Below are 18,880 nucleotides of genomic sequence, written 5' to 3'. Positions count from 1 at the left end.
GAGAACATGTTCGGCAGGCTCAAGGACTGGCGACGCATCCATACCCGCTACGACCGATGCGCACACACCTTCATGTCCGCCATCGCCATCGCCGCAACCGTCATCTTCTGGCTATGACGCAATGAGTCCTGAGCCTAGGTGGAGCCCTACGCCACCGCCGATCAGGTCTGGCAGGGCGCGCTGATCTTCGCGCGGATCGGCGCGGTGCTGATGCTCATTCCCGGGATTGGCGAGAGCTATGTGCCGCCGCGCATCCGCCTGTCGCTGGCCCTGGTCGTGTCGCTGGCGTTATGGCCGGTGATTGGCGGGGTCCTCCCCGCGCTCCCGGCCACCGTGGGCGCCATGGCGGGATGGATAATCCGCGAGGTCGTGGTCGGCCTGATGATCGGCGCCCTGCTGCGCAGCTTCACCACCGCCCTGACGACCGCGGGCGAGATCGTCTCGCTGCAGACCACCCTGGCCTTCGCCCAGACCGCCAATCCGATGCAGGCCCAGCCGGGCACTACCATCTCCGCCTTCTTGCTACTGCTGGGCACGGCCCTGATCTTCGCCACCAACACCCATCACCTTTTCATCGCCGGGCTGGTCGGCTCCTATGAGCTGATCGCGCCGGCCCGGCCGCTGATCACCGGCGACTTCGCCACCCTGGCCATCCGCACCCTCGGGGACAGTTTCATGCTGGGGGTCCAGCTTTCGGCCCCGGTCCTTGTCTTCGCCCTGATCTTCAACCTGGCCTCGGGCCTGGTCGGCCGCGTCATGCCGCAGTTCCAGGTCTTCTTCGCCGCCGCCCCGCTCAGCGTCATCCTGGGCCTGTCGGTCTTCGCCCTGTCGCTGGGTGTGCTGGGGACGGTCTTCATCGACCGCTATCGCGCCCTGGCCCGGCTGTTCGTCGGAGGCGCGGGTGGCTGACACTCCCGATCCCGAATCCAAGACAGAAGAGGCCACACCGCGAAAACTCGCGGACGCGCGCAAGAAGGGCGACGTCGCCAAATCACCCGATGTCGCCTCGGCCCTCAGCCTGATGGGGGCGGCGGCCGTCGTGCTGCTGGCCGGAGGCGGGTTCGCCAACGCCATGGCCGAACAGTTGCTGCCCTTCATCGCCTCGCCCCACACCATGCTCGGCGGTCTGCGCGCGGGCGCGGGGGTCGAGATCGGGGCTCAGGCGCTGTGGGCCATCACCCCCTTCCTCGGGGCGGTCATGCTGGCCACCATCCTGGGCGGGGCGGGCGGTAATCTGGCCCAGTCCGGCCTGATCTTCACCGGCGAAAAGCTGAAGCCCGACTGGTCCAAGGTGAATCCGATCGCCGGTTTCAAGCGATTGTTCGGGCCGGACGGCATCTTCCAGTTCATCAAGACCTTGCTCAAGCTGCTGGCCGTCAGCGTCACCTGCTGGTTCGTGCTCGCGCCGCATGCGAGCGAGCTCCAGAATCTGGCGGCCATGTCGCCCGCGTCCATCCTGCCGTTCGCCCGCGACCTGGCCATAGCGCTGATGGGCGCGGCCCTGATCTTCCTCGGCTTCGCCGCCGGGGCCGATTATGTGTGGCAGCGCCACCGCTTCGCCGAGCGGATGAAGATGACCATGGAAGAGCTCAAGGAAGACTACAAACAGTCCGAGGGCGACCCGCACGTCAAGGCCAAGCTGAAGCAGATCCGCGCCCAGCGCAGTCGCCAGCGGATGATGCAGAACGTGCCCACCGCCACCGTCATCGTCACCAACCCGACGCACTATTCCGTGGCCCTGCGCTACGACCCGGACAAGGGCGACGGCGCGCCGATCTGCGTCGCCAAGGGGGTCGACTCCCTGGCCCTGCGCATCCGAGAGGTGGCCCGCGAGCACGCCGTGCCGATCGTCGAGAACGTCCCTTTGGCCCGCGCCCTCTACGCCGTGGTCGGGGTCGACGAGACTATACCGCGCGAGCATTTCGAAGCCGCCGCCAAGGTCATCGGCTTCGTCATGCAGAAGCGGAAGAGGGGGTAGACCAGCCCGCCCTAGTTTCCGCCCGACACCGGCATGGGTATGATCTCGGCGCCGCCCTCGGGCGCCGGTGCCCGGGCGACCTGGGCGACCGGCATGCGCACGGTCACAGCGGTACCTTCGCCCAGGGTGGAGTCGATGCTCATCCGTCCGCCGTGCAGTTCGCTCAAGGCGCGCACCAGCGACAAACCCAGGCCCGTGCCCTGGCGGCGCTGCTCGATCTCTCCGGCCTGTTCGAAAGGGCGGCCCAGGCGGCGCACGTCCTCTGGCGCTATGCCGATGCCGGTGTCGGCGACGACGATCTCCAGATAGGGGCCTATGGCCTCGACCGCGACCGTCACCGCCCCGCCCGGCGGCGTGAATTTCACCGCGTTGGAGAGCAGGTTCAGCGCGATCTGCTTCAGGGCGCGTTTGTCCGCCGCCACCTCGACGATTTCGGCGGGTAGCACGCCGGACAGGGACACGCCCTTGTCGTCGGCGTTGACCCGCACCAGGGCAATGGCGGCTGAAACCGTCTCGCGAGCGTCGAACCGCTCCAGCGTCAGCACGTAGCGCTCAGCCTCGATCTTGGACACGTCCAGCACGTCGTTGATCAAATCCAGCAGGTGGCCGCCGGCCTCATGGATGTCTTCGACGTAGGCGGCGTAGCGCTCGGGCATGGGGCCGAACAGGCGCTGGCGCATGATGTCCGAGAAGCCGATGACCGCGTTCAGGGGCGTGCGCAGTTCGTGGCTCATATTGGCCAGGAAACGGGTCTTGCCGGCTTCGCGCGCTTCCGCCTCGACCCGGGCCGTGTCCAGCCCCAGTTCGCGCGCGTACTGGGAGGTGGCGTCGAAGGCCTGGGCGATCAGGCGGGGCGCGGCGGCGGAAGGGTCGTCGAGCCGTCGCAGGATGAGCTGGATTCGGCGGTCTAGCGCCAGCCGGGGCGCAAACGCGGCCGAGGCGTCATGGCCCTGGGCCGCGCGCTCCATGGCGGCCAGAAGGCGAGGCCGGTCCGGCGCGTGGACGGCGGCGATCAGTCCCGTCTCGAACAGCGGGTCGACCGGCAGGGTCGCGGGCGGCGCGCCATAGGCGGCCACGACGCGTCCCGACGCTTCAAGCACCAGGGTCAGGCCCGGCTGGGCGGCGAGCAGTGCCTCGACGCGCGCGGCCTCGGCCTCGGCCGTCGCCAGACGTGTCTCGCGTTGCCGCCACGACAGGCCCACGGCAAGAGAGGCCGCCGCAGCGGTCAGGACCGCCGAAAGGGCGGCGAGTACGGGCATGTGAGGACCCGAACCCACCAGCCAGACGGAGGAGAGGCCCGCCAGAGCCGCGACCGCGACCCCGGCCGCGCCGGCCTGGACCGGTCTGTGGCCGCCCAGTGCCAGTCCGGCGGCGAGGGGCAGGAAGACAAAGCCGGCCAGCGGTCCCGTCAACCCGCCGGAAAGCGCGGCGGCCAGAAGCGCGGCCAGGCCCCACACAGCCAGCAAGGCGGTCCTCTGATTGCCGCCGTCGCGTTGCAGCAGGCCCAGTCCCGTCAGACCGGGAATGACCATGGCCAGCACGGCGTAGAAGACCGGCCCGTCGATGTCCCCCAGCCAGCGCCCGCCCAGCGCCAGCAAAGCGGCCGCGACCGCCCAGCCCGCATGCCAGGCGGCCAGCCCCGGCCGGTCGCGGGCCGGAAGGGTTCCGGTCGCGGTCTCGGTTGCAGATTTCGGGTCTGGGCGGTCGGTGGAGTTCAAATGCGCTGGCATGCCGGATGGGTTGATGCCGGACGGGAGCGGCCCGGCAAGATAGCCTAGCCGGGGGGGCGAGTCGCCCAAAGCTCGCACCCGTCTGAGGGGATTGTCTCTTGCGGTTGTCGTTGTCGCCTGTCGGTCCTATTTGGCGAAGATGAGCGACGCGGCCTCCATCGACGACACCCTGGCTGAACTGGTCGAGGAATTCGACCTTCTCGGCGATTGGGAAGGCCGGATCGAATATGTCATCGATCTGGGCAAGGGTCTGGCGCCGCTGGATGACTCCGACCGGGCCGAGGCCAACAAGGTCCCGGGCTGTGCCGCCCAGGTCTGGCTGGCCGTGCGCCGCCGCGGGGACCGCCTGAACTTGCTGGCCGACAGCGACAGCGCGCTGGCCAAGGGCAACATCGCCCTGTTGCTGAAACTCTATTCGGGACGAACCCCGTCCGAGATTCTTGGTTTCGACGCTCGCGCGGCGCTCGATCGCCTCGGCCTGCCCTCGGCCCTGACGCGGCAACGCGCCAACGGACTGAACAGCATGGTCGGCCGCATCCGCGAAGCCGCCCTGGCGGCGGGCTGAGCAGGCCTAGTGATATGAACCCGTCGCCGACAGCGTCGGACGACCGTCACCCGTGTCCTCGACGTCGACATTCAGCGAGATCGCGTCGGGCCGCGTGAGGCGGCGGGTCCATCGACGTGTGTCGGGATCCGCGGCCGTCCAGTTCTCGTTTCTGCGCAAAACCATGCCAGCGGCCGCGCCGAGCTCGCGCGCGCTTGCGCGCTTCGACCGGATCGAACAGCGGACGGCATAGACCTCGCGCTCGCCTTGCATGACCGTGTTCTCGCCAAACGTGACCCACCAGGCCCCGTCCCTGGACACCAGTTCGATTTCAGACGCCCAGTCGGGAATCGGGGGCGCGTCCGTCGGGAGACGGAATTCCATGTCGCGTGCGGCCTTGATGGTGGTTTCGAAGCTCTGGGCGCGGCTGGCATAGGGCAGGCACACCTTCGCCAGGACGAAGCCGCCAAAGATGTCCTGGCTCGTCGCCGGGGGGGTGGGGACCAACGCCAACGCCGACGCCAGAGCGAAGCAACACAATGCCTTCAAGACACATCCCCAACTGTGGGTCGGTACAGTCGCCGAACCCAACGCAAGAACGCGCCCCCGAAGAAGCGCGCGCTGGTCCGACCTTAGGGGCGACGAACCCCCGGAAAAAGTTACGAGACTGTAATGTGGCGCGAGCGCGTTCCGTCGTTCACCCGATACGATAGTGGGCGGCCAAAGCCTGTAATCCTGCCTTCAGCAGGACCTTCCCCTCGCGGCGGCGCAGACCCAGGCCCTCTTCCGCCGCCTGAAGGGCGGTTGCGCGGACACATATCCGGTCCACCATCTCGCGCGCCGAGCCACAGGCCGCCAAGGCGGTCTCGACCCGTCGGCTCGCGGCTAGGGCCCGGTCGCCGGGCTCCATGCGCGCCGCCGAAACTCCCTCCGAGCGGGGCAGGGCGTCCCATCGCATGGTCAGGGACGGTCCCTTCAAAGCCACCTCGGCGTCCGCGCCCAGTCGTTCGGCCGCAGCGACCTCGGCCGGGTTCAGCCATGGCCTGCCGTCCGCGTCCCGCCGCCCCGCCAGCCACGCGACGGCCGATCGCGCAACATTGGCTCGCCGCGTGACGGCGCGTCCGTCCGCCTCCATGACGCTCAGGGCGCCGTCCATCGTTCCCGGCCGCCCGGCCCGATCGGCGGCCTCCGGCGTGGCGGCCCGTGGGCGCGCCCTCCAGCCGCCGCCGGGCCTTGACCTCAGGCCGGGGTCCTCCGCCAGGGCGCGGAACGCGGCCTCGTCAATGGTCGTCATAACCCGCGCGCGCCGGTCGCGCCCCACGCGCAGTGCATAGCCGGTCCCCATCGCCTCCAGCCATCCGCCTTGCCGGGCCAGCAGCCGCCGCGCCCGTCCCAGATCGGTCATGCCGACGGCTCCCATCGGGGTCCGGCCAGCGCGTCGCGCGCGCAGCGTTCCAGCCGTTCCAGCAGGGCGTCCAGCGATGCGCGGTCGCGTTCGTCCTCGGCCCAGCGACAGGCCGCTGCCGCCGTGGCCCGGTTCAGGCCGAAGGCATGGCCGACACGGTCGATCGGCCAGCCGAAGGTGACATAGGCCAGGTACATGGCGAGCCATCGCGCCTTGCAGGCCGGACCCTTCGGGCGAATCCGCGCGACCATCGCTTCGACCGGCACCCCGGTCGCCGCGGCGACCAGCTGGAGCGCCAGCCCCGCCTTGATCCGGTCGCCGGTGTTCACCGGCACGCGATACGCTTCATCCAAGGCCTTGCTCCCTATGTCGATCGATTTCGATCATAGGAATATATGTCCATGCCGCGTCTGAATCGGACGCAGGGATGCCGTTCGCCGGGGCCGCGATCGCAACAGGATCAATAAAATGCGTCTGGTTGACTCGTGGCTATCGACGCCGATTCGCAAATCAGCCTACGATTCGTCTCAATGGAAGGATGTTAACCCTTCTTAAGTTTTTCGGCGGTTAACGTTCGAACAAGGTTACCCGGAAACCGGTGAGCCATATTTGAGGCCAAGCTTCGCCTGGAGGGGCATCAATGCGCGTTCTGCTTATTGAAGACGATCATGCGACCGCGCAAAGCATCGAGTTGATGCTGAAGTCAGAAGGCTTCAACGTCTACACGACGGACCTCGGCGAAGAGGGCATCGATCTGGGCAAGATCTATGATTACGACCTGATCCTGCTGGACCTTAACCTGCCGGACATGAATGGCCTCGAGGTGCTGCGCCAGCTGCGCGTCGGCAAGGTCAACACGCCGGTGATGATCCTGTCGGGCTCTTCCGAGATCGAAACCAAGGTCAAGACCTTCGGCGGCGGTGCCGACGACTATATGACCAAGCCCTTCCACAAGGACGAGCTGATCGCGCGCACCCACGCCGTGGTCCGCCGCTCCAAGGGTCACGCCCAGGCCATCATCCACACCGGCGAGATCGCCGTGAACCTGGATGGCAAGACGGTTGAGGTGCACGGCCACCGCGTCCATCTGACGGGCAAGGAATACCAGATGCTGGAGCTGCTCTCGCTGCGCAAGGGCACCACCCTGACCAAGGAAATGTTCCTCAACCACCTGTACGGCGGCATGGACGAGCCCGAGCTGAAGATCATCGACGTCTTCATCTGCAAGCTGCGCAAGAAGCTGGCGACGGCGGCCGGCGGCAAACATTACATCGAGACCGTCTGGGGCCGCGGCTATGTGCTGCGCGACCCGACGGAAAACACCGCCCCGGCCCCGGTCAGCGCCGCCGCCTGAGCCGGTCGAAAATCGAATACGTGTGAACGCCCGCCGGAGCGATCCGGCGGGCGTTAGCGTACTCTATAATGACGACCACGCCGGTTGTGCCGAGTTCTCGCTGCGTTCAAACAGAACGATCTTTATCTTGCGTCACGTAGGGCAGGGTCGGATAGCGTGCGTTTCTTACAAATGCTCACCAAATGAACATTGACCAGGCTGAAGAGCACCAGTCCCGAGCGACCAGCTCAGGTAAGAATCGCCATCTACAATCACAGAATAATCAGACTTGTAATCTCCAATCACATTAAATATCTGGTCCGTGTTTTCAGGCCACCAAAAGTATCGTGTTCTAATTCTCACTGCCTCGAGATAAGACGGGCCAACTACGAGCATCACTCCTCGCTTGGGAGAGCAAATTTCGTCTTCAAGCTCGTGGGCGGCGCGAGAAATAGCAGTGAAACGAGTAAGATAAGTTTCTGGAACCAAGACGTGTGCAAAGAATTCTACTTCGGGAATGATTTCATTCTCGATATGATTGGCAAATTTTGCAACGATACCGAAGTATAGATTCGGATCGGTCCGAATATCTTCCTTGGAGAGTCCCTGCTGAGACAGATAGCTTTCCACGAATCTGAAATGGTCTCGAGGCGGGCTGCCGTGGAGCCCAATGAAAGATCCGGGTAGCACGGTAAGACGACCGCTTGCCGCAGGCAGTATATAATTGGCGCATGACGAGAAGCATTGTCCCTCGATGATCACGTCAATGTCGTTGTCGTAGATCAGCCGGGCAATTCGCATTGTAGCGCGCGTATTGCCGCCGTAGCTGTCAACAACCAGAACTGAAATATCCGAAGCCAATTCACTGAAGGATTCAGCACTCGTTGAGTCGAGTGAGCCTTTTAAGCAATATACTGAAGAGCCGGCGAGTCTCGACGGCCCGCCCCGACATAATTCGGCGTTTGCAGTGGCGCTCTGGAGAGTCATTGCCTCGTCCTCAGCGCGTTTTTCAATGGGCGCGAGGGAAAAAAGCATTGAAATGGCAAGGACAGTTGAGATTGGGCTCATGGCGGTGACAAACGTGCCAGCCTCAGGAATTCAGAGACGGGCACGTTTTCAGTCAGGCGACCTCTTGTTGTTTTTCTGGCGGAGGAAGATTCTTGCCTGTGCAGTATGCTGAAGCTAATCTCGCTCCACAAGGGCACCACCCTGACCAAGGAAATGTTCCTCAATCACCTGTACGGCGGCATGGACGAGCCCGAGCTGAAGATCATCGACGTCTTCATCTGCAAGCTGCGCAAGTAGCTGGCGACGGCCGCCGGCGGCAAACACTATATCGAGACCGTCTGGGGCCGCGGCTATGTGCTGCGCGACCCGTCGGAAAACTCGGCTCCGCCCCCGGTCAGCGCCGCCGCCTGAGCCGGTCGAAAATCGACACAAGGAAACGCCCGTCAGAGCGATCCGGCGGGCGTTCCGTCTCATCGCTTCGTCAGTATATTTGGTACATCTGCCGTTCGCGCGCGATCTCGTCGCGCGACATGGGTTGGGCGTCGGGATCGAAACGGTCCCAGCCCGATTGGCGGTAGGCGTCTCCCCGGGTGGAGGCATCAACGCCGCGACGACCATTCAGCACCTGTTCAATCCGGTCGGCGTCGCCATCGTCGGCTTTGACGCTGACCAAGGAGCCGCCGCGACGCACGCCTTCGGAATAGACATGGGCTTCCTCGTCGGAGTGGCCTGCGTCCGTCATGGCACCTAGCAAGCCGCCGGTGGCACCGCCAGCAACGGCGCCGACCGCGGCTCCAGCGGCGGTGGACGCCAGCCAGCCGGCGGCGACGACGGGGCCGACGCCTGGGATCGCCAGCAGACCCAGCCCGACCAGCAGGCCCGTCCCGCCACCCAGCAAACCACCCGCGGCGGCACCCTTGCCGGCACCCTCGGCGACGTCGTTGTCACCGTCCCCGTCGTGGTCGCCGAGGTGGCCGGACGCATCCCAGCTGGGATTCTCTCCCGGGCGATGGGACTCGTCGGCGTTATTGGAGACTAGGCTGATGCGGTCGTGGGAAATGCCGGAGCGCTCCAGATCTTCGACGGCCTGAACGGCTTCGGAGTGGCTGTCGAACAGCCGGGTCGTTGTCCTGGTCATGAGGTGGTCCAGTGCTGAGTTGGGTTGAGGGGGCGATGTTGAAAGGCGCATCGCCCCGCGCTTGTTCCCCCACTTTTCGGTGAACGGAGGCTGGTACCGGCCGACTTGTTCCGGACACGGAATGTACCCGACGGTCAGCCCACGCTGCGCGTTGCCGTTCAGAACGCCCTGGGCAGACCGGCATCCCGCAGGCCGTGAACCCGGTTCCCCCAAAACGACAACGCCCGCCGGATCGCTCCGGCGGGCGCTTATGTGATCGGGTCTTCCCAGACCTCAACCCTTGGCGACGTAGCCCTTGCCGCCGTTGGACGGGCGACGGCTGCGGGGGCGGCGCTTGATCTCGCCGTCGGGTTTTGCCACGGAGGGCGTGGACGAGTGGCGCGGGTCGTTGTTGCTGGTGCGCGGCCGCTCGCGCGCCATCGGATCGAACGCCCGCTCGGGCGTCGGGCGGGCGTCGCGGCCCGGACCGGGCTTGCGGACGCGGTGCGGTTGCCCGCCGCCCTCCAGCTTGACGCCGTCGCGACGCGGATTGCGGTTGCGGTGCTCGCCCCGGGGACGCTCCTCGCGGTCGGGCATCGTCGCCTTGGTGCCGACGCCGGCGGCCATGATCGACTGGTCCAGCAGGGCAAGCGACTTGTCGTTGCGGCGGTCGGTGGCCGGGATCTTCTGACGCGTGACCTTCTCGATGTCGCGCAGCAGTTTCATCTCGTCGCCGGCGACGAAGCTGATGGCGGTGCCGTCGGCGCCCGCGCGGGCGGTCCGGCCGATGCGATGGACATAGGCTTCCGGCACGAAGGGCAGCTCGAAATTCAGCACGTGCGAAACGCCGTCGACGTCGATGCCGCGGGCGGCGATGTCGGTGGCGACCAAAACGCGCAGCTTGCCGGCCTTGAAGGCGGCCAGGGTGCGTTCACGCTGGGGCTGGCTCTTGTTGCCGTGGATGGCACCGGCTTCGACGCCGCCGGCTTCCAGATAGGCCGCGACCTTGTCGGCGCCGTGTTTGGTCTTGGTGAAGACCAGGCAGCGAGTATAGGTCGGATCGCTGAACATCTCGGTCAGCAGGGCGCGCTTGCGGCCCTGTTCGATGTGGATGATCGACTGGCTGATGCGCTGGACCGTGGTGGCCTGGGGCGTCACAGACACCTTGACCGGGTCCTTGAGCAGTTCGCCCGCCAGCTTGCCGATCTCGGTCGGCATGGTGGCCGAGAAGAACAGATTCTGGCGCATGGCCGGGATGCGGCTGACGATCTGGCGGATCGGCTTGACGAAGCCGAGATCCAGCATCTGGTCGGCCTCGTCGAGGACGAAGATTTCGGTGCAGGACAGGTCCAGCGTCTTCTGCTGCATGTGGTCGAGCAGCCGGCCGGGGGTGGCGACGAGGACGTCGAGACCGGCCTGAATGGCGCGCTCCTGCGGGCCGTATTTCACGCCGCCGAAGACCACGGCGACCTTGAAGCCGAGGTGACGGCCATAGGTCTTGAAGCTCTCGGCGATCTGGCTGGCCAGTTCGCGGGTCGGCGACAGGATCAGGACGCGCGTGGTGCGCGGCTTGGGCGCGACGCGGTTGGCGGCCAGGCGATGCAGGATCGGCAGGGCGAAGGCCGCAGTCTTGCCGGTGCCGGTCTGGGCGATGCCCAGCAGGTCCTTGCCGGCCATGACGTCAGGGATGGCCTGGGCCTGGATCGGGGTGGGGATGGAGTAGCCTTCGGAGGCCAGCGCCTGCAGCAGGGCCGGATTCAGGCCGAAGGTGTCGAATGTCTTGCTCATGGAGCGGGTGTCTTTCGCGTATGCGGCAGCGCGCCTTCTTGTGGGCGCGCGGTCAGAAGGCTCCGCCTTCTCGACCCGACGCGCGCCAGAACAGCGCACCGCCAGTCCGGCTCGCGAAATTGCGATACCGGGTGGATCGGGCGCCGCCCCGCGTGTCCGGGCAGCGAATGAATCTTGAGGAGCCGGCGGCTTCTACAGTCAGACTTCCACTTGGGAGGTCCACACGCGCTGGAGACGCCGGAAATCGCAATTGGTGCGATGCAAGGTCAAATGGGCGTCAACTGCGGCCAAGTCAAGGCGAGGGGGAGCGGCCAGCCGGAACCGACACACCTGCTCACGGTTTGTTACAGCCCCGGCCTCGCCTTCGCGGGCGCAGCACGTTAGTCAGGCCGGACGACGCGACAGGCTCAGGGGCTATGCGATGACTCAGTGGGTGTACGGCTTTGGCGGGGGCTCCGCCGACGGCGATGCGTCGATGAAGAACCTGCTGGGGGGCAAGGGCGCGAACCTGGCCGAGATGTCCTCGCTCGGCCTGCCCGTCCCCCCGGGCTTCACCATCACGACCGAAGCCTGCGTCCACTATTATTCCAAAGGCCAGACCTATCCCGACGTCCTGGCCGAACAGGTCGCCGCCGGACTGAAAAAGGTCGAGCAGGTCGTCGGCAAGACCTTCGGCGACGCCTCGAACCCGCTGCTGGTCAGTGTCCGCTCAGGCGCACGCGCCTCCATGCCGGGGATGATGGATACGGTCCTGAATCTCGGCCTCAACGACCAGACGGTCGAGGGTCTGGCCGCCCTGTCCGGCGACCGCCGCTTCGCCTTCGACAGCTATCGACGTTTCATCACCATGTACTCCAGCGTCGTGCTCGGCCTTTCGCACGACGACTTCGAGGAGGTGCTGGACGATCACAAGGATCGCCTCGGCGTCACCATCGACACCGACCTGACTGCGAAGGACTGGGAAAAGGTCGTCGGCGACTACAAGGTTGTGGTCGAGGATCGCCTCGGTCACGCCTTCCCGCAGGATCCGCAGGATCAGCTGTGGGGCGCCGTGTCCGCCGTCTTCGCCAGCTGGATGAACGATCGGGCCAAATTCTATCGCCGCATGCACGACATCCCCGAGAGCTGGGGCACGGCGGTCAGCGTCCAGTCTATGGTGTTCGGCAATATGGGCGAGACCTCGGCCACCGGCGTCGCTTTCACCCGCAATCCCTCGACGGGCGAAGCCAGGCTTTATGGCGAATTCCTGATCAACGCCCAGGGCGAGGACGTCGTCGCCGGCATCCGCACGCCCCAGTCGCTGACCAACGCGGGCCGGGAAGAGATGGGCGAGACCGCCCCGTCGATGGAAGAAGCCATGCCCGTCGTCTTCGCCGAATTCGTCGGCGTCGTCGACCGTCTGGAAAGCCACTACCGCGACATGCAGGACATCGAGTTCACGGTCGAACAGGGCCGGCTCTGGATGCTACAGACCCGCAACGGCAAACGCACCGCGAAGGCGGCTCTCAAGATCGCCGTCGATCTCGCCGCCGAAGGTTTGATCTCGCAGGAAGAAGCCATCACCCGCGTCGATCCTTCGGCTCTGGACCAGCTGTTGCACCCGACCCTGGACCCGAACGCGGCCCGCTCGGTCGTCGCTGCGGGCTTGCCCGCTTCGCCAGGAGCCGCCACCGGCAAGATCGTCTTCAACGCCGACGAGGCCGAGCGCATCAGCCAGCTGGGCGATGCGGTCATCCTGGTGCGCGAGGAGACGTCGCCCGAGGACATCCACGGCATGCACGCGGCGCGTGGAATCGTCACAGCGCGAGGCGGCATGACCAGCCACGCGGCCGTCGTGGCGCGCGGCATGGGTCGGCCCTGCGTCTCCGGCGCGGGGGAAATCCACATCGACGACAGGGCCGGGACCTTCACGGCGCGGGGTCGCGTGTTCAAGGCGGGCGAGATCATCACCATCGACGGCTCGAAGGGCGAGGTGCTGGACGGCGCAGTCGCCATGATCGAGCCCGAGCTGACCGGCGACTTCCAGACCCTGATGGCCTGGGCCGACGCGGTTCGCCGACTGAAGGTCCGCGCCAATGCGGAGACCCCGCTGGACGCCCGCACCGCGCGTGGCTTCGGCGCTGAAGGCATCGGCCTGTGCCGGACCGAGCATATGTTCTTCGACGACGCACGCATCGCCGCCGTACGCGAGATGATCCTCGCCGACGACGAGGCCGGGCGCCGAGCGGCGCTGGCCAAGATCGCCCCGTTCCAGAAGGCCGACTTCGTCGAGCTGTTCACCATCATGGCCGGCCTGCCGGTGACGGTGCGGCTGCTCGACCCGCCTCTGCACGAGTTCATCCCGCACAGCGACGCCGACATCGACGCGCTCGCAGCCTCTTCCGGTCTCGACGCCGCCAAGCTGAAGCGCCGGGCCCGGGAGCTGCACGAGACCAATCCCATGCTCGGCCACCGCGGCTGTCGCCTCGGCGTCGCCTATCCCGAGATCTACGAGATGCAGGTCCGGGCCATTCTCGAGGCCGCGCTGGAGGTGAAGAAAACGGCGGCGGAGGCCCCCATTCCCGAGATCATGCACCCCTTGGTCGCCATGGGTCTGGAGATGAAATACCTGCGCGAACTGACCGACCGCACCGCCGAGGCGGTCTTTGACGAAGCCGGCGACCGTGTGGAGTACCTCGTCGGCACCATGATTGAACTACCCCGCGCCGCGCTTCGGGCCGGCGATCTGGCCGAGCACGCCGAGTTCTTCTCGTTCGGCACCAATGATCTGACCCAGACCACCTTCGGCATCTCGCGCGACGATTCTGGCCGGTTCCTCCAGGCCTATATGGACAAGGGTATCTTCGAGTCCGACCCCTTCGTGCGTCTGGACCAGGAAGGCGTCGGCGACCTGATCCGCATCGCCGCCGAACGCGGCGGGGCGGTGCGTCCCGAGATCAAGATGGGCATCTGCGGCGAGCACGGCGGCGACCCCTCCTCGATCGCCTTCTGCGAAGAGGTCGGACTCAGCTACGTCAGTTGTTCCCCGTACCGCGTGCCCATCGCCCGGCTCGCCGCCGCCCAGGCGGCCTTGCATGCGCGTGCCGGCACGGAGCGCGAAAAGGATCGGTGATTTGCTGTAATCGCATCGGCCACGAAACCGCCATGCTTGGAGGAACGCAGTCTGTGCTTCTACGCTCACAGTCGTTGGAATGTATCCGGAAGCCTCTGGAACGGGACGACGGTCGGGCCATTTGTGTCCCGCTGGATGGGGTTGGCGGCCGGTCGGTCGCCACATTTAGAGGATACATGAAACAATGCGTAACCTTCTTCTCGCGACCGCAGCTCTTACTCTGCTCGCTGCTCCGGCCATGGCCCAGAGCGTCTCGGCTCCGCAGGTCTCCGGCTCGATCGGCTACACCCAACTGGAAGCCGACGGCGTCGAACTCGGCGCGATCACCGGCCGACTGAATGCCAAGGTCAGCCGTTTCATCGGCGTCGAGGGCGAGGCCTCGTTCGGCGTCAAGGACGAGGACGTTTCGTTCGGCGGCATCGACGGCACACTGGAGCATGAATATGACGCCGCAGCCTATGTCGTCGGCACCCTGCCGATCAGCCCGAACTTTGAAGTCTTCGGCCGTGTCGGCTACGGCACGACCTCGATCAAGACCGACGTCGCGGGCTTCAGCGCGAGCGAAGACGGCGAAAGCGTCAACTATGGCGCCGGCGCCAACTACTTCTTCGACGGTCGCAACGGCGTCCGCGCCGACTGGACCCGCCGCGACTTCCAGGACGACAACGGCGGCGAGCTGGACACCTACGGCCTCAGCTACGTCCGCCGCTTCTAAAGTCGACGTCTGAAACGAAGACGGCGCGCGCCATGCGGCGCGCGCGGTTTCGCTGTCTTCGGCACGTAAGGTTCAGGCTACGCCCGGCTGCAAGGCCCAGCGCATCGACCCTTCGCCGAACGGACGGAAGAACAGATCGCGATAGCGATCAAACGCTTCAACGATCCGCGCCGCCAGATCCTGAGCCACGGCCTCGCCGCGCTGTCGTTTCATGGCGGCGACGCAATGGACAACGTCGCGCTGGTGCGCCGAGCCTCCCATGCGTTTGAGCACGGCGGCTATGTCCATCGCCAGCGGGTCGACCTGCTTCGACCAAGGATTGGTGTTCTGAGCCATTGGGCTCTGCTCCCCGTTCTCGACAAAGTCGAATGCGTCGCAAATACTTTCAAAGGATGCAAGCGTGACCGCGATTTCGTGATCGAGGCGAGTCGGGGAGCCGATGCGGTTTCGGCGCGTTGAATGCGCCATGTCGAACCTTCGTCCAGCCCTGCTCGCCTTACTTTTCGTCGCTGGCTGCGGCTCTGAAAAAACCAACTCTCCTACGAATCCGGCCAAGCCGATCGACACGCCCGAGGCGGCGGCTCCGCCCTCCGCGCCGCCTCCCGGCGTGGGCACCGTCATGCCGGGCAGCGGTCCAGAGAGCTTCGTCGGTCGCTGGGCCGCCGACGTCGACTGGTGCCCCTATGCAAGGGGACCCGAGCGACCGATCGAGATCACGCCGACCCGGTTCGAAGGCTTCATGAACAGTTGCGCCATCTCGTCGATCACCCAGATCGAGGGTGGCTACGATGCGGCCCTCGTCTGCGAGGCCGAGGGCGTCAGCTCGCGAGAACAGGTGCGCATGGCGGTAAAGGGGCAGTCGATGCGCCTGACATGGCTGAACCGCGACGGAGCCGTGGTTTCTCTGATCAAATGCACGACGCTGACCGACACGACCACGACCCCGACGCCCTTGACCGGCACTAACCGTTGAACAGGAAATTCATCACGTCGCCGTCCTTGACGACATAGCTCTTGCCTTCGGCCCTGAGCTTTCCAGCCTCGCGGGCCTTGGCCTCGCCCTTCAGCGCGACGTAGTCGTCGTAGGCGATGGTCTCGGCGCGGATGAAGCCCTTCTCGAAATCAGTGTGGATCACGCCCGCGGCTTGGGGCGCGGTGTCGCCGATGTGGATGGTCCAGGCGCGGGCTTCCTTGGGACCTACGGTGAAGTAGGACTGCAGGCCCAGCAGGGCGTAGGCTTCGCGGATCAGCCGGTTCAGGCCGGGCTCGGCCAAACCCAGGCTCTCAAGGAATTCGGCCTGTTCGGCGGCGTCCAGAACGGCCAGTTCGGAATCGATCTTGGCCGAGATGACCACCGACTTGGCGTTGTCCTCGGCGGCCCTTTTGGCGACGAGGTCCGACAGGTCATTGCCCTTGTCGGCCGAACCTTCGTCCACATTAGACACATAGAGGGCGGGCAGGGAGGTCAGCAACTGGAGCATGTGCCAGGCCTTCTCGTCCTCCTTGTCCACCTTGACCACCCGAGCGGGCTTGCCGGCGCGTAAGGGGGCGAGGGCCAGGTTGATCAGGCGCAGCGTGGTCTGGGCCTCCTTGTCCCCGCCCTTGGCCTTCTTCTCGACGTTGCCGACCCGCTTCTCGAGGCTTTCGAGGTCGGCCAGCATCAGTTCGATTTCGATGATCTCGAGGTCCGAGATGGGGTCGATGCGGTTCTCGACATGGGTAATGTCGTCGTCGATGAAGCAGCGTGAAACAAAGGCCACGGCGTCGCAGTCGCGGATGTTGGCCAGGAACTGATTACCCAGGCCCTCGCCCTTGGACGCACCGCGCACCAGGCCGGCGATGTCCAGAAAGGTGATCCGAGACGGGATGATTTCTTTCGAGCCCGCGATGGCGGCCAGCACGTCGAGGCGCGGCTCGGGCACGGCGACGTCGCCGGTATTCGGCTCGATGGTGCAGAACGGGTAGTTGGCGGCCTGGGCCGCCGCCGTTTTGGTCAGGGCGTTGAACAGGGTGGACTTGCCGACGTTGGGCAGGCCGACGATCGCGACTTTCAGGGCCATGGGCTCGGGAGATTCCTCGTGAGCGGGAGGCTTTAGCGGGTCGAAACCCGTTTGTCAGGCTCGCGCGTCACGGCGAGGTCAGGCGGCGGGCCGGCGGACCGGCGCCTGGACCGTCACATCCGGGCCGCTGAACAGGTTCAGGGTCAGCGCAATGACCGTCCCCTCGACCAGCGGACCCCTAAGGTCCATCAGCATCAGGTGGGTGCCGCCAGGCGCCAGCGTCACCGCTTGATCGATCGGCAGGGCGACGCCGTCTTCGGCTTCGCTCATCTTCATCATGCCGTCCTCGGTCGACATGATGTGGATCATCGCCATGCCTGCGGCAGGCGTCGAGACGCCGACCAGACGGTCGGCGCGCCCGGTGGCCTTGAGCGTCGCGTAACAGGCGCCGGCCCTGGCCCCGTTCGGCGTGGGTCGGCACCAGGCATCGGCGACCTCGACGGCTAAGACTGCCGGTTCGGCGGGGGCATTCACGTCGTCCTCAGAGCTCCCCTGACAGGCCGAAAGCAGGGCGAGGGCGGCAAGAGAAACAAGAGTGCGGATCATGCTGGTCATCTCCTGCGGGAAATCGCGTCCAGCTAACGGCGAAGACCCGTAAAGGGAAGCGCGGCTATTCGCCTCTTTGCGCAGCCTGGCGGGGGCTGAATTTGGGGGCGGGGGCCAAGCGCATGACCTCGGCCTGATACCGCTCGTCGTCGCCGGCGAGGGCGAAGGGCAGGGCGTCGGCGACCGCGTTCAGCATGGCCTCGAGCCAAGGCTGGTCGGCCTTGGCGAAGTCGCCCAGCACGTGCGGCATGACCAGATGGCTCTCCCCCGGATGGCCCACGCCCATGCGGGCCCGTCTGAAGTCGGCGCCGACCTGGCTGATCATGGAGCGCACTCCGTTCTGGCCCGCGGCGCCGCCGCCGGTCTTCATGCGGAAGCGGCCCGGGGCCAGGTCGATCTCGTCATGGAAGACGATGACCTCGGACGGCTGGATCTTGTAGAAACGCGCTGCCTCGCCGACCGCCCGGCCGCTCTCGTTCATATAGGTCTGGGGCTTCATCAGCAGGACCTTGACGGACCCCTGCGGCGTCTCGACATCGCACTCGCGTATCACCGACTGGAACTTCGCCCGCTCGGGTCCGAACGACCAGCGGCGAGCGATCCCGTCGACGGCCATGAAACCGATGTTATGGCGGTTGCCCTGGTATTTGGGGCCAGGATTGCCCAAGCCGGCGATGATGATCATGGCGCTAGGTCCGGACAAGGAAACGGCCCCGTCCGTTTCCGGAAGGGGCCGTTCCAGTAGCAGGTTGTCGAGATGCGATCAGCCCTCGACGATGTCTTCTGCGGCGGCTTCGCCCTCTTCGGCGGCGTCGCCCTGTGCGGTGGCTTCGACCTCGGCGGCGACCTCAGCGGCGACCTCGGCGTCGTGAGCCTCGTCGGCGGCGGCCGAGATGGCGGCCGAAGACGTCTTGATGGAGGCGATCACGAAGTCACGGTCGGTGATGGTCGGCTCGACGTTTTCCGTGCCCTTCACATCAGTCCAACGGATCGTGTCGCCCATTTTGTGGTTGGCCAGGTCGACGATCAGGTCTTCCGGGATGTCATCCGCACGGACCTTTACCTCGACCGAGTGACGGACGATTTCCAGCGAACCGCCCTGACGGAAGGCCTCGCACTGGTCCTGGTTGATGAAGTGCACGGCGATCTCGATCTTGATCGTCTGCTTCGCATCGACGCGCATCAGGTCGAAGTGCAGCGGAAGATCCGACACGGGGTCGAACTGCACGTCGCGGGCGATGACCGGCTGGCTTTCCGTGCCGTATTTCAAGGTCACCAGGTGACCCAGCAGCTTGCCGGTATAGAGCGACTTGCGGAAGTCCTTCTCGTTCACCGAGATGGCGACGGGTGCCTTGTCGCCGCCATACAGGATGCCCGGGACCATGCCCGCGCGACGCGCGGCGCGGGCGCCACCTGTGCCGACGCCATCACGGACATCGACGTTAAGAATGATCTCGGCCATCTGGCTCGCCTCAATAACGGAAACGCCGCGCCAACCAGGGCCTACGCGGCGGGGTCATCAACCCTCGAATTCAAGAGGGCGG

20 protein-coding genes and 1 pseudogene are annotated in these 18,880 nt (G+C 65.7%); 9 read left to right on the top strand and 12 right to left on the bottom strand.

Annotation, left to right across the window (positions count from 1 at the left end; translation table 11 throughout):
• From ACESMO_RS09795 to flhB, 3 genes are all read left to right on the top strand, one after another.
• Nucleotides 1-117 (top strand): transposase (locus ACESMO_RS09795; protein WP_372707189.1); only part of this gene is annotated, 117 nt, incomplete at its 5' end.
• Between the two features lie 21 nt (nt 118-138).
• Nucleotides 139-909 (top strand): flagellar biosynthetic protein FliR, encoded by a 771-nt coding sequence (fliR, locus tag ACESMO_RS09790; protein ID WP_372707974.1) that lies wholly within the window; start codon nt 139-141, stop codon nt 907-909.
• Nucleotides 902-1,978: a flagellar biosynthesis protein FlhB gene (flhB, locus tag ACESMO_RS09785; protein WP_372707973.1), complete on the top strand. Its 1,077-nt coding sequence runs from the start codon at nt 902-904 to the stop codon at nt 1,976-1,978. Before fliR ends, flhB begins: the two co-directional genes overlap by 8 nt.
• Nucleotides 1,979-1,989: 11 nt before the next feature.
• On the opposite strand, the gene ACESMO_RS09780 is transcribed toward flhB, so the two are convergent.
• Complete coding sequence (locus ACESMO_RS09780) at nt 1,990-3,696, bottom strand: sensor histidine kinase (protein ID WP_372707972.1); 1,707 nt, start codon at nt 3,694-3,696, stop codon at nt 1,990-1,992.
• A gap of 151 nt (nt 3,697-3,847) precedes the next feature.
• On the opposite strand from ACESMO_RS09780, the gene ACESMO_RS09775 reads away from it, so the two are divergent.
• Complete coding sequence (locus ACESMO_RS09775; protein ID WP_372707971.1) at nt 3,848-4,273, top strand: SufE family protein; 426 nt, start codon at nt 3,848-3,850, stop codon at nt 4,271-4,273.
• Nucleotides 4,274-4,279: 6 nt separating this feature from the next.
• On the opposite strand, the gene ACESMO_RS09770 is transcribed toward ACESMO_RS09775, so the two are convergent.
• The 3 genes from ACESMO_RS09770 to ACESMO_RS09760 all read right to left on the bottom strand — a co-directional run bounded on the left by ACESMO_RS09770 (nt 4,280) and on the right by ACESMO_RS09760 (nt 6,010).
• Complete coding sequence (locus ACESMO_RS09770) at nt 4,280-4,759, bottom strand: hypothetical protein (protein WP_372707970.1); 480 nt, start codon at nt 4,757-4,759, stop codon at nt 4,280-4,282.
• 190 nt (nt 4,760-4,949) lie between these two features.
• Nucleotides 4,950-5,657 (bottom strand): DUF6456 domain-containing protein, encoded by a 708-nt coding sequence (locus ACESMO_RS09765; RefSeq protein WP_372707969.1) that lies wholly within the window; start codon nt 5,655-5,657, stop codon nt 4,950-4,952.
• Nucleotides 5,654-6,010 carry a chromosomal replication initiator DnaA gene (locus ACESMO_RS09760; RefSeq protein ID WP_372707968.1) on the bottom strand — a complete coding sequence of 119 codons (357 nt, stop codon included), beginning with the start codon at nt 6,008-6,010 and terminating at the stop codon, nt 5,654-5,656. The genes ACESMO_RS09765 and ACESMO_RS09760 overlap by 4 nt, the downstream gene beginning before the upstream one ends.
• A gap of 287 nt (nt 6,011-6,297) precedes the next feature.
• On the opposite strand from ACESMO_RS09760, the gene ctrA reads away from it, so the two are divergent.
• Complete coding sequence (gene ctrA / locus ACESMO_RS09755) at nt 6,298-7,011, top strand: response regulator transcription factor CtrA (protein ID WP_372707967.1); 714 nt, start codon at nt 6,298-6,300, stop codon at nt 7,009-7,011.
• 165 nt (nt 7,012-7,176) lie between these two features.
• Here ctrA and ACESMO_RS09750 read toward each other — a convergent pair whose 3' ends face one another.
• On the bottom strand, nt 7,177-8,025 hold the full coding sequence (locus ACESMO_RS09750; RefSeq protein WP_372707966.1) for a hypothetical protein: 849 nt from the start codon (nt 8,023-8,025) through the stop codon (nt 7,177-7,179).
• A gap of 138 nt (nt 8,026-8,163) precedes the next feature.
• On the opposite strand from ACESMO_RS09750, the pseudogene ACESMO_RS09745 reads away from it, so the two are divergent.
• A pseudogene (locus tag ACESMO_RS09745) lies at nt 8,164-8,409 on the top strand (helix-turn-helix domain-containing protein); the annotation flags it as partial.
• 70 nt (nt 8,410-8,479) lie between these two features.
• Here the strand turns inward: ACESMO_RS09745 and ACESMO_RS09740 are convergent.
• Together ACESMO_RS09740 and ACESMO_RS09735 are read right to left on the bottom strand one after the other, a co-directional pair.
• Nucleotides 8,480-9,136, bottom strand: a complete 657-nt coding sequence (locus ACESMO_RS09740; protein WP_372707965.1) for a hypothetical protein — start codon at nt 9,134-9,136, stop codon at nt 8,480-8,482.
• 273 nt (nt 9,137-9,409) lie between these two features.
• Nucleotides 9,410-10,903, bottom strand: a complete 1,494-nt coding sequence (locus ACESMO_RS09735) for a DEAD/DEAH box helicase (protein ID WP_372707964.1) — start codon at nt 10,901-10,903, stop codon at nt 9,410-9,412.
• Between the two features lie 421 nt (nt 10,904-11,324).
• Here ACESMO_RS09735 and ppdK point away from each other — a divergent pair, with 421 nt between their 5' ends.
• Both ppdK and ACESMO_RS09725 read left to right on the top strand, forming a co-directional pair.
• Nucleotides 11,325-14,015 carry a pyruvate, phosphate dikinase gene (gene ppdK / locus ACESMO_RS09730; RefSeq protein WP_372707963.1) on the top strand — a complete coding sequence of 897 codons (2,691 nt, stop codon included), beginning with the start codon at nt 11,325-11,327 and terminating at the stop codon, nt 14,013-14,015.
• A 184-nt stretch (nt 14,016-14,199) separates the two neighbouring features.
• Complete coding sequence (locus ACESMO_RS09725; protein WP_372707962.1) at nt 14,200-14,730, top strand: porin family protein; 531 nt, start codon at nt 14,200-14,202, stop codon at nt 14,728-14,730.
• 72 nt (nt 14,731-14,802) lie between these two features.
• Here the strand turns inward: ACESMO_RS09725 and ACESMO_RS09720 are convergent, their stop codons facing one another.
• Nucleotides 14,803-15,198: a hypothetical protein gene (locus ACESMO_RS09720; protein WP_372707961.1), complete on the bottom strand. Its 396-nt coding sequence runs from the start codon at nt 15,196-15,198 to the stop codon at nt 14,803-14,805.
• Between ACESMO_RS09720 and ACESMO_RS09715 the strand changes: the two genes are divergently transcribed.
• Nucleotides 15,197-15,703: a hypothetical protein gene (locus ACESMO_RS09715; protein ID WP_372707960.1), complete on the top strand. Its 507-nt coding sequence runs from the start codon at nt 15,197-15,199 to the stop codon at nt 15,701-15,703. The two genes, ACESMO_RS09720 and ACESMO_RS09715, sit on opposite strands and share 2 nt — an antisense overlap.
• Here ACESMO_RS09715 and ychF read toward each other — a convergent pair.
• From ychF to ACESMO_RS09695, 4 genes are all read right to left on the bottom strand, one after another.
• Entirely contained in the window at nt 15,693-16,790 is a 1,098-nt protein-coding gene (gene ychF / locus ACESMO_RS09710) for a redox-regulated ATPase YchF (protein ID WP_372707959.1), read from the bottom strand. The genes ACESMO_RS09715 and ychF overlap by 11 nt on opposite strands.
• A gap of 78 nt (nt 16,791-16,868) precedes the next feature.
• On the bottom strand, nt 16,869-17,336 hold the full coding sequence (locus ACESMO_RS09705) for a copper chaperone PCu(A)C (protein ID WP_372707958.1): 468 nt from the start codon (nt 17,334-17,336) through the stop codon (nt 16,869-16,871).
• A gap of 64 nt (nt 17,337-17,400) precedes the next feature.
• Nucleotides 17,401-18,021: an aminoacyl-tRNA hydrolase gene (pth, locus tag ACESMO_RS09700; RefSeq protein WP_372707957.1), complete on the bottom strand. Its 621-nt coding sequence runs from the start codon at nt 18,019-18,021 to the stop codon at nt 17,401-17,403.
• A 78-nt stretch (nt 18,022-18,099) separates the two neighbouring features.
• Nucleotides 18,100-18,798 carry a 50S ribosomal protein L25/general stress protein Ctc gene (locus tag ACESMO_RS09695; RefSeq protein ID WP_372707956.1) on the bottom strand — a complete coding sequence of 233 codons (699 nt, stop codon included), beginning with the start codon at nt 18,796-18,798 and terminating at the stop codon, nt 18,100-18,102.
• Nucleotides 18,799-18,880 lie beyond the last annotated feature (82 nt).

The organism is Brevundimonas sp. (assembly GCF_041688735.1).
Lineage (GTDB): Bacteria > Pseudomonadota > Alphaproteobacteria > Caulobacterales > Caulobacteraceae > Brevundimonas.
The sequence above is the reverse complement of the archived record's forward strand: the minus strand, read 5'-3'. Positions and strand labels throughout refer to the sequence as shown.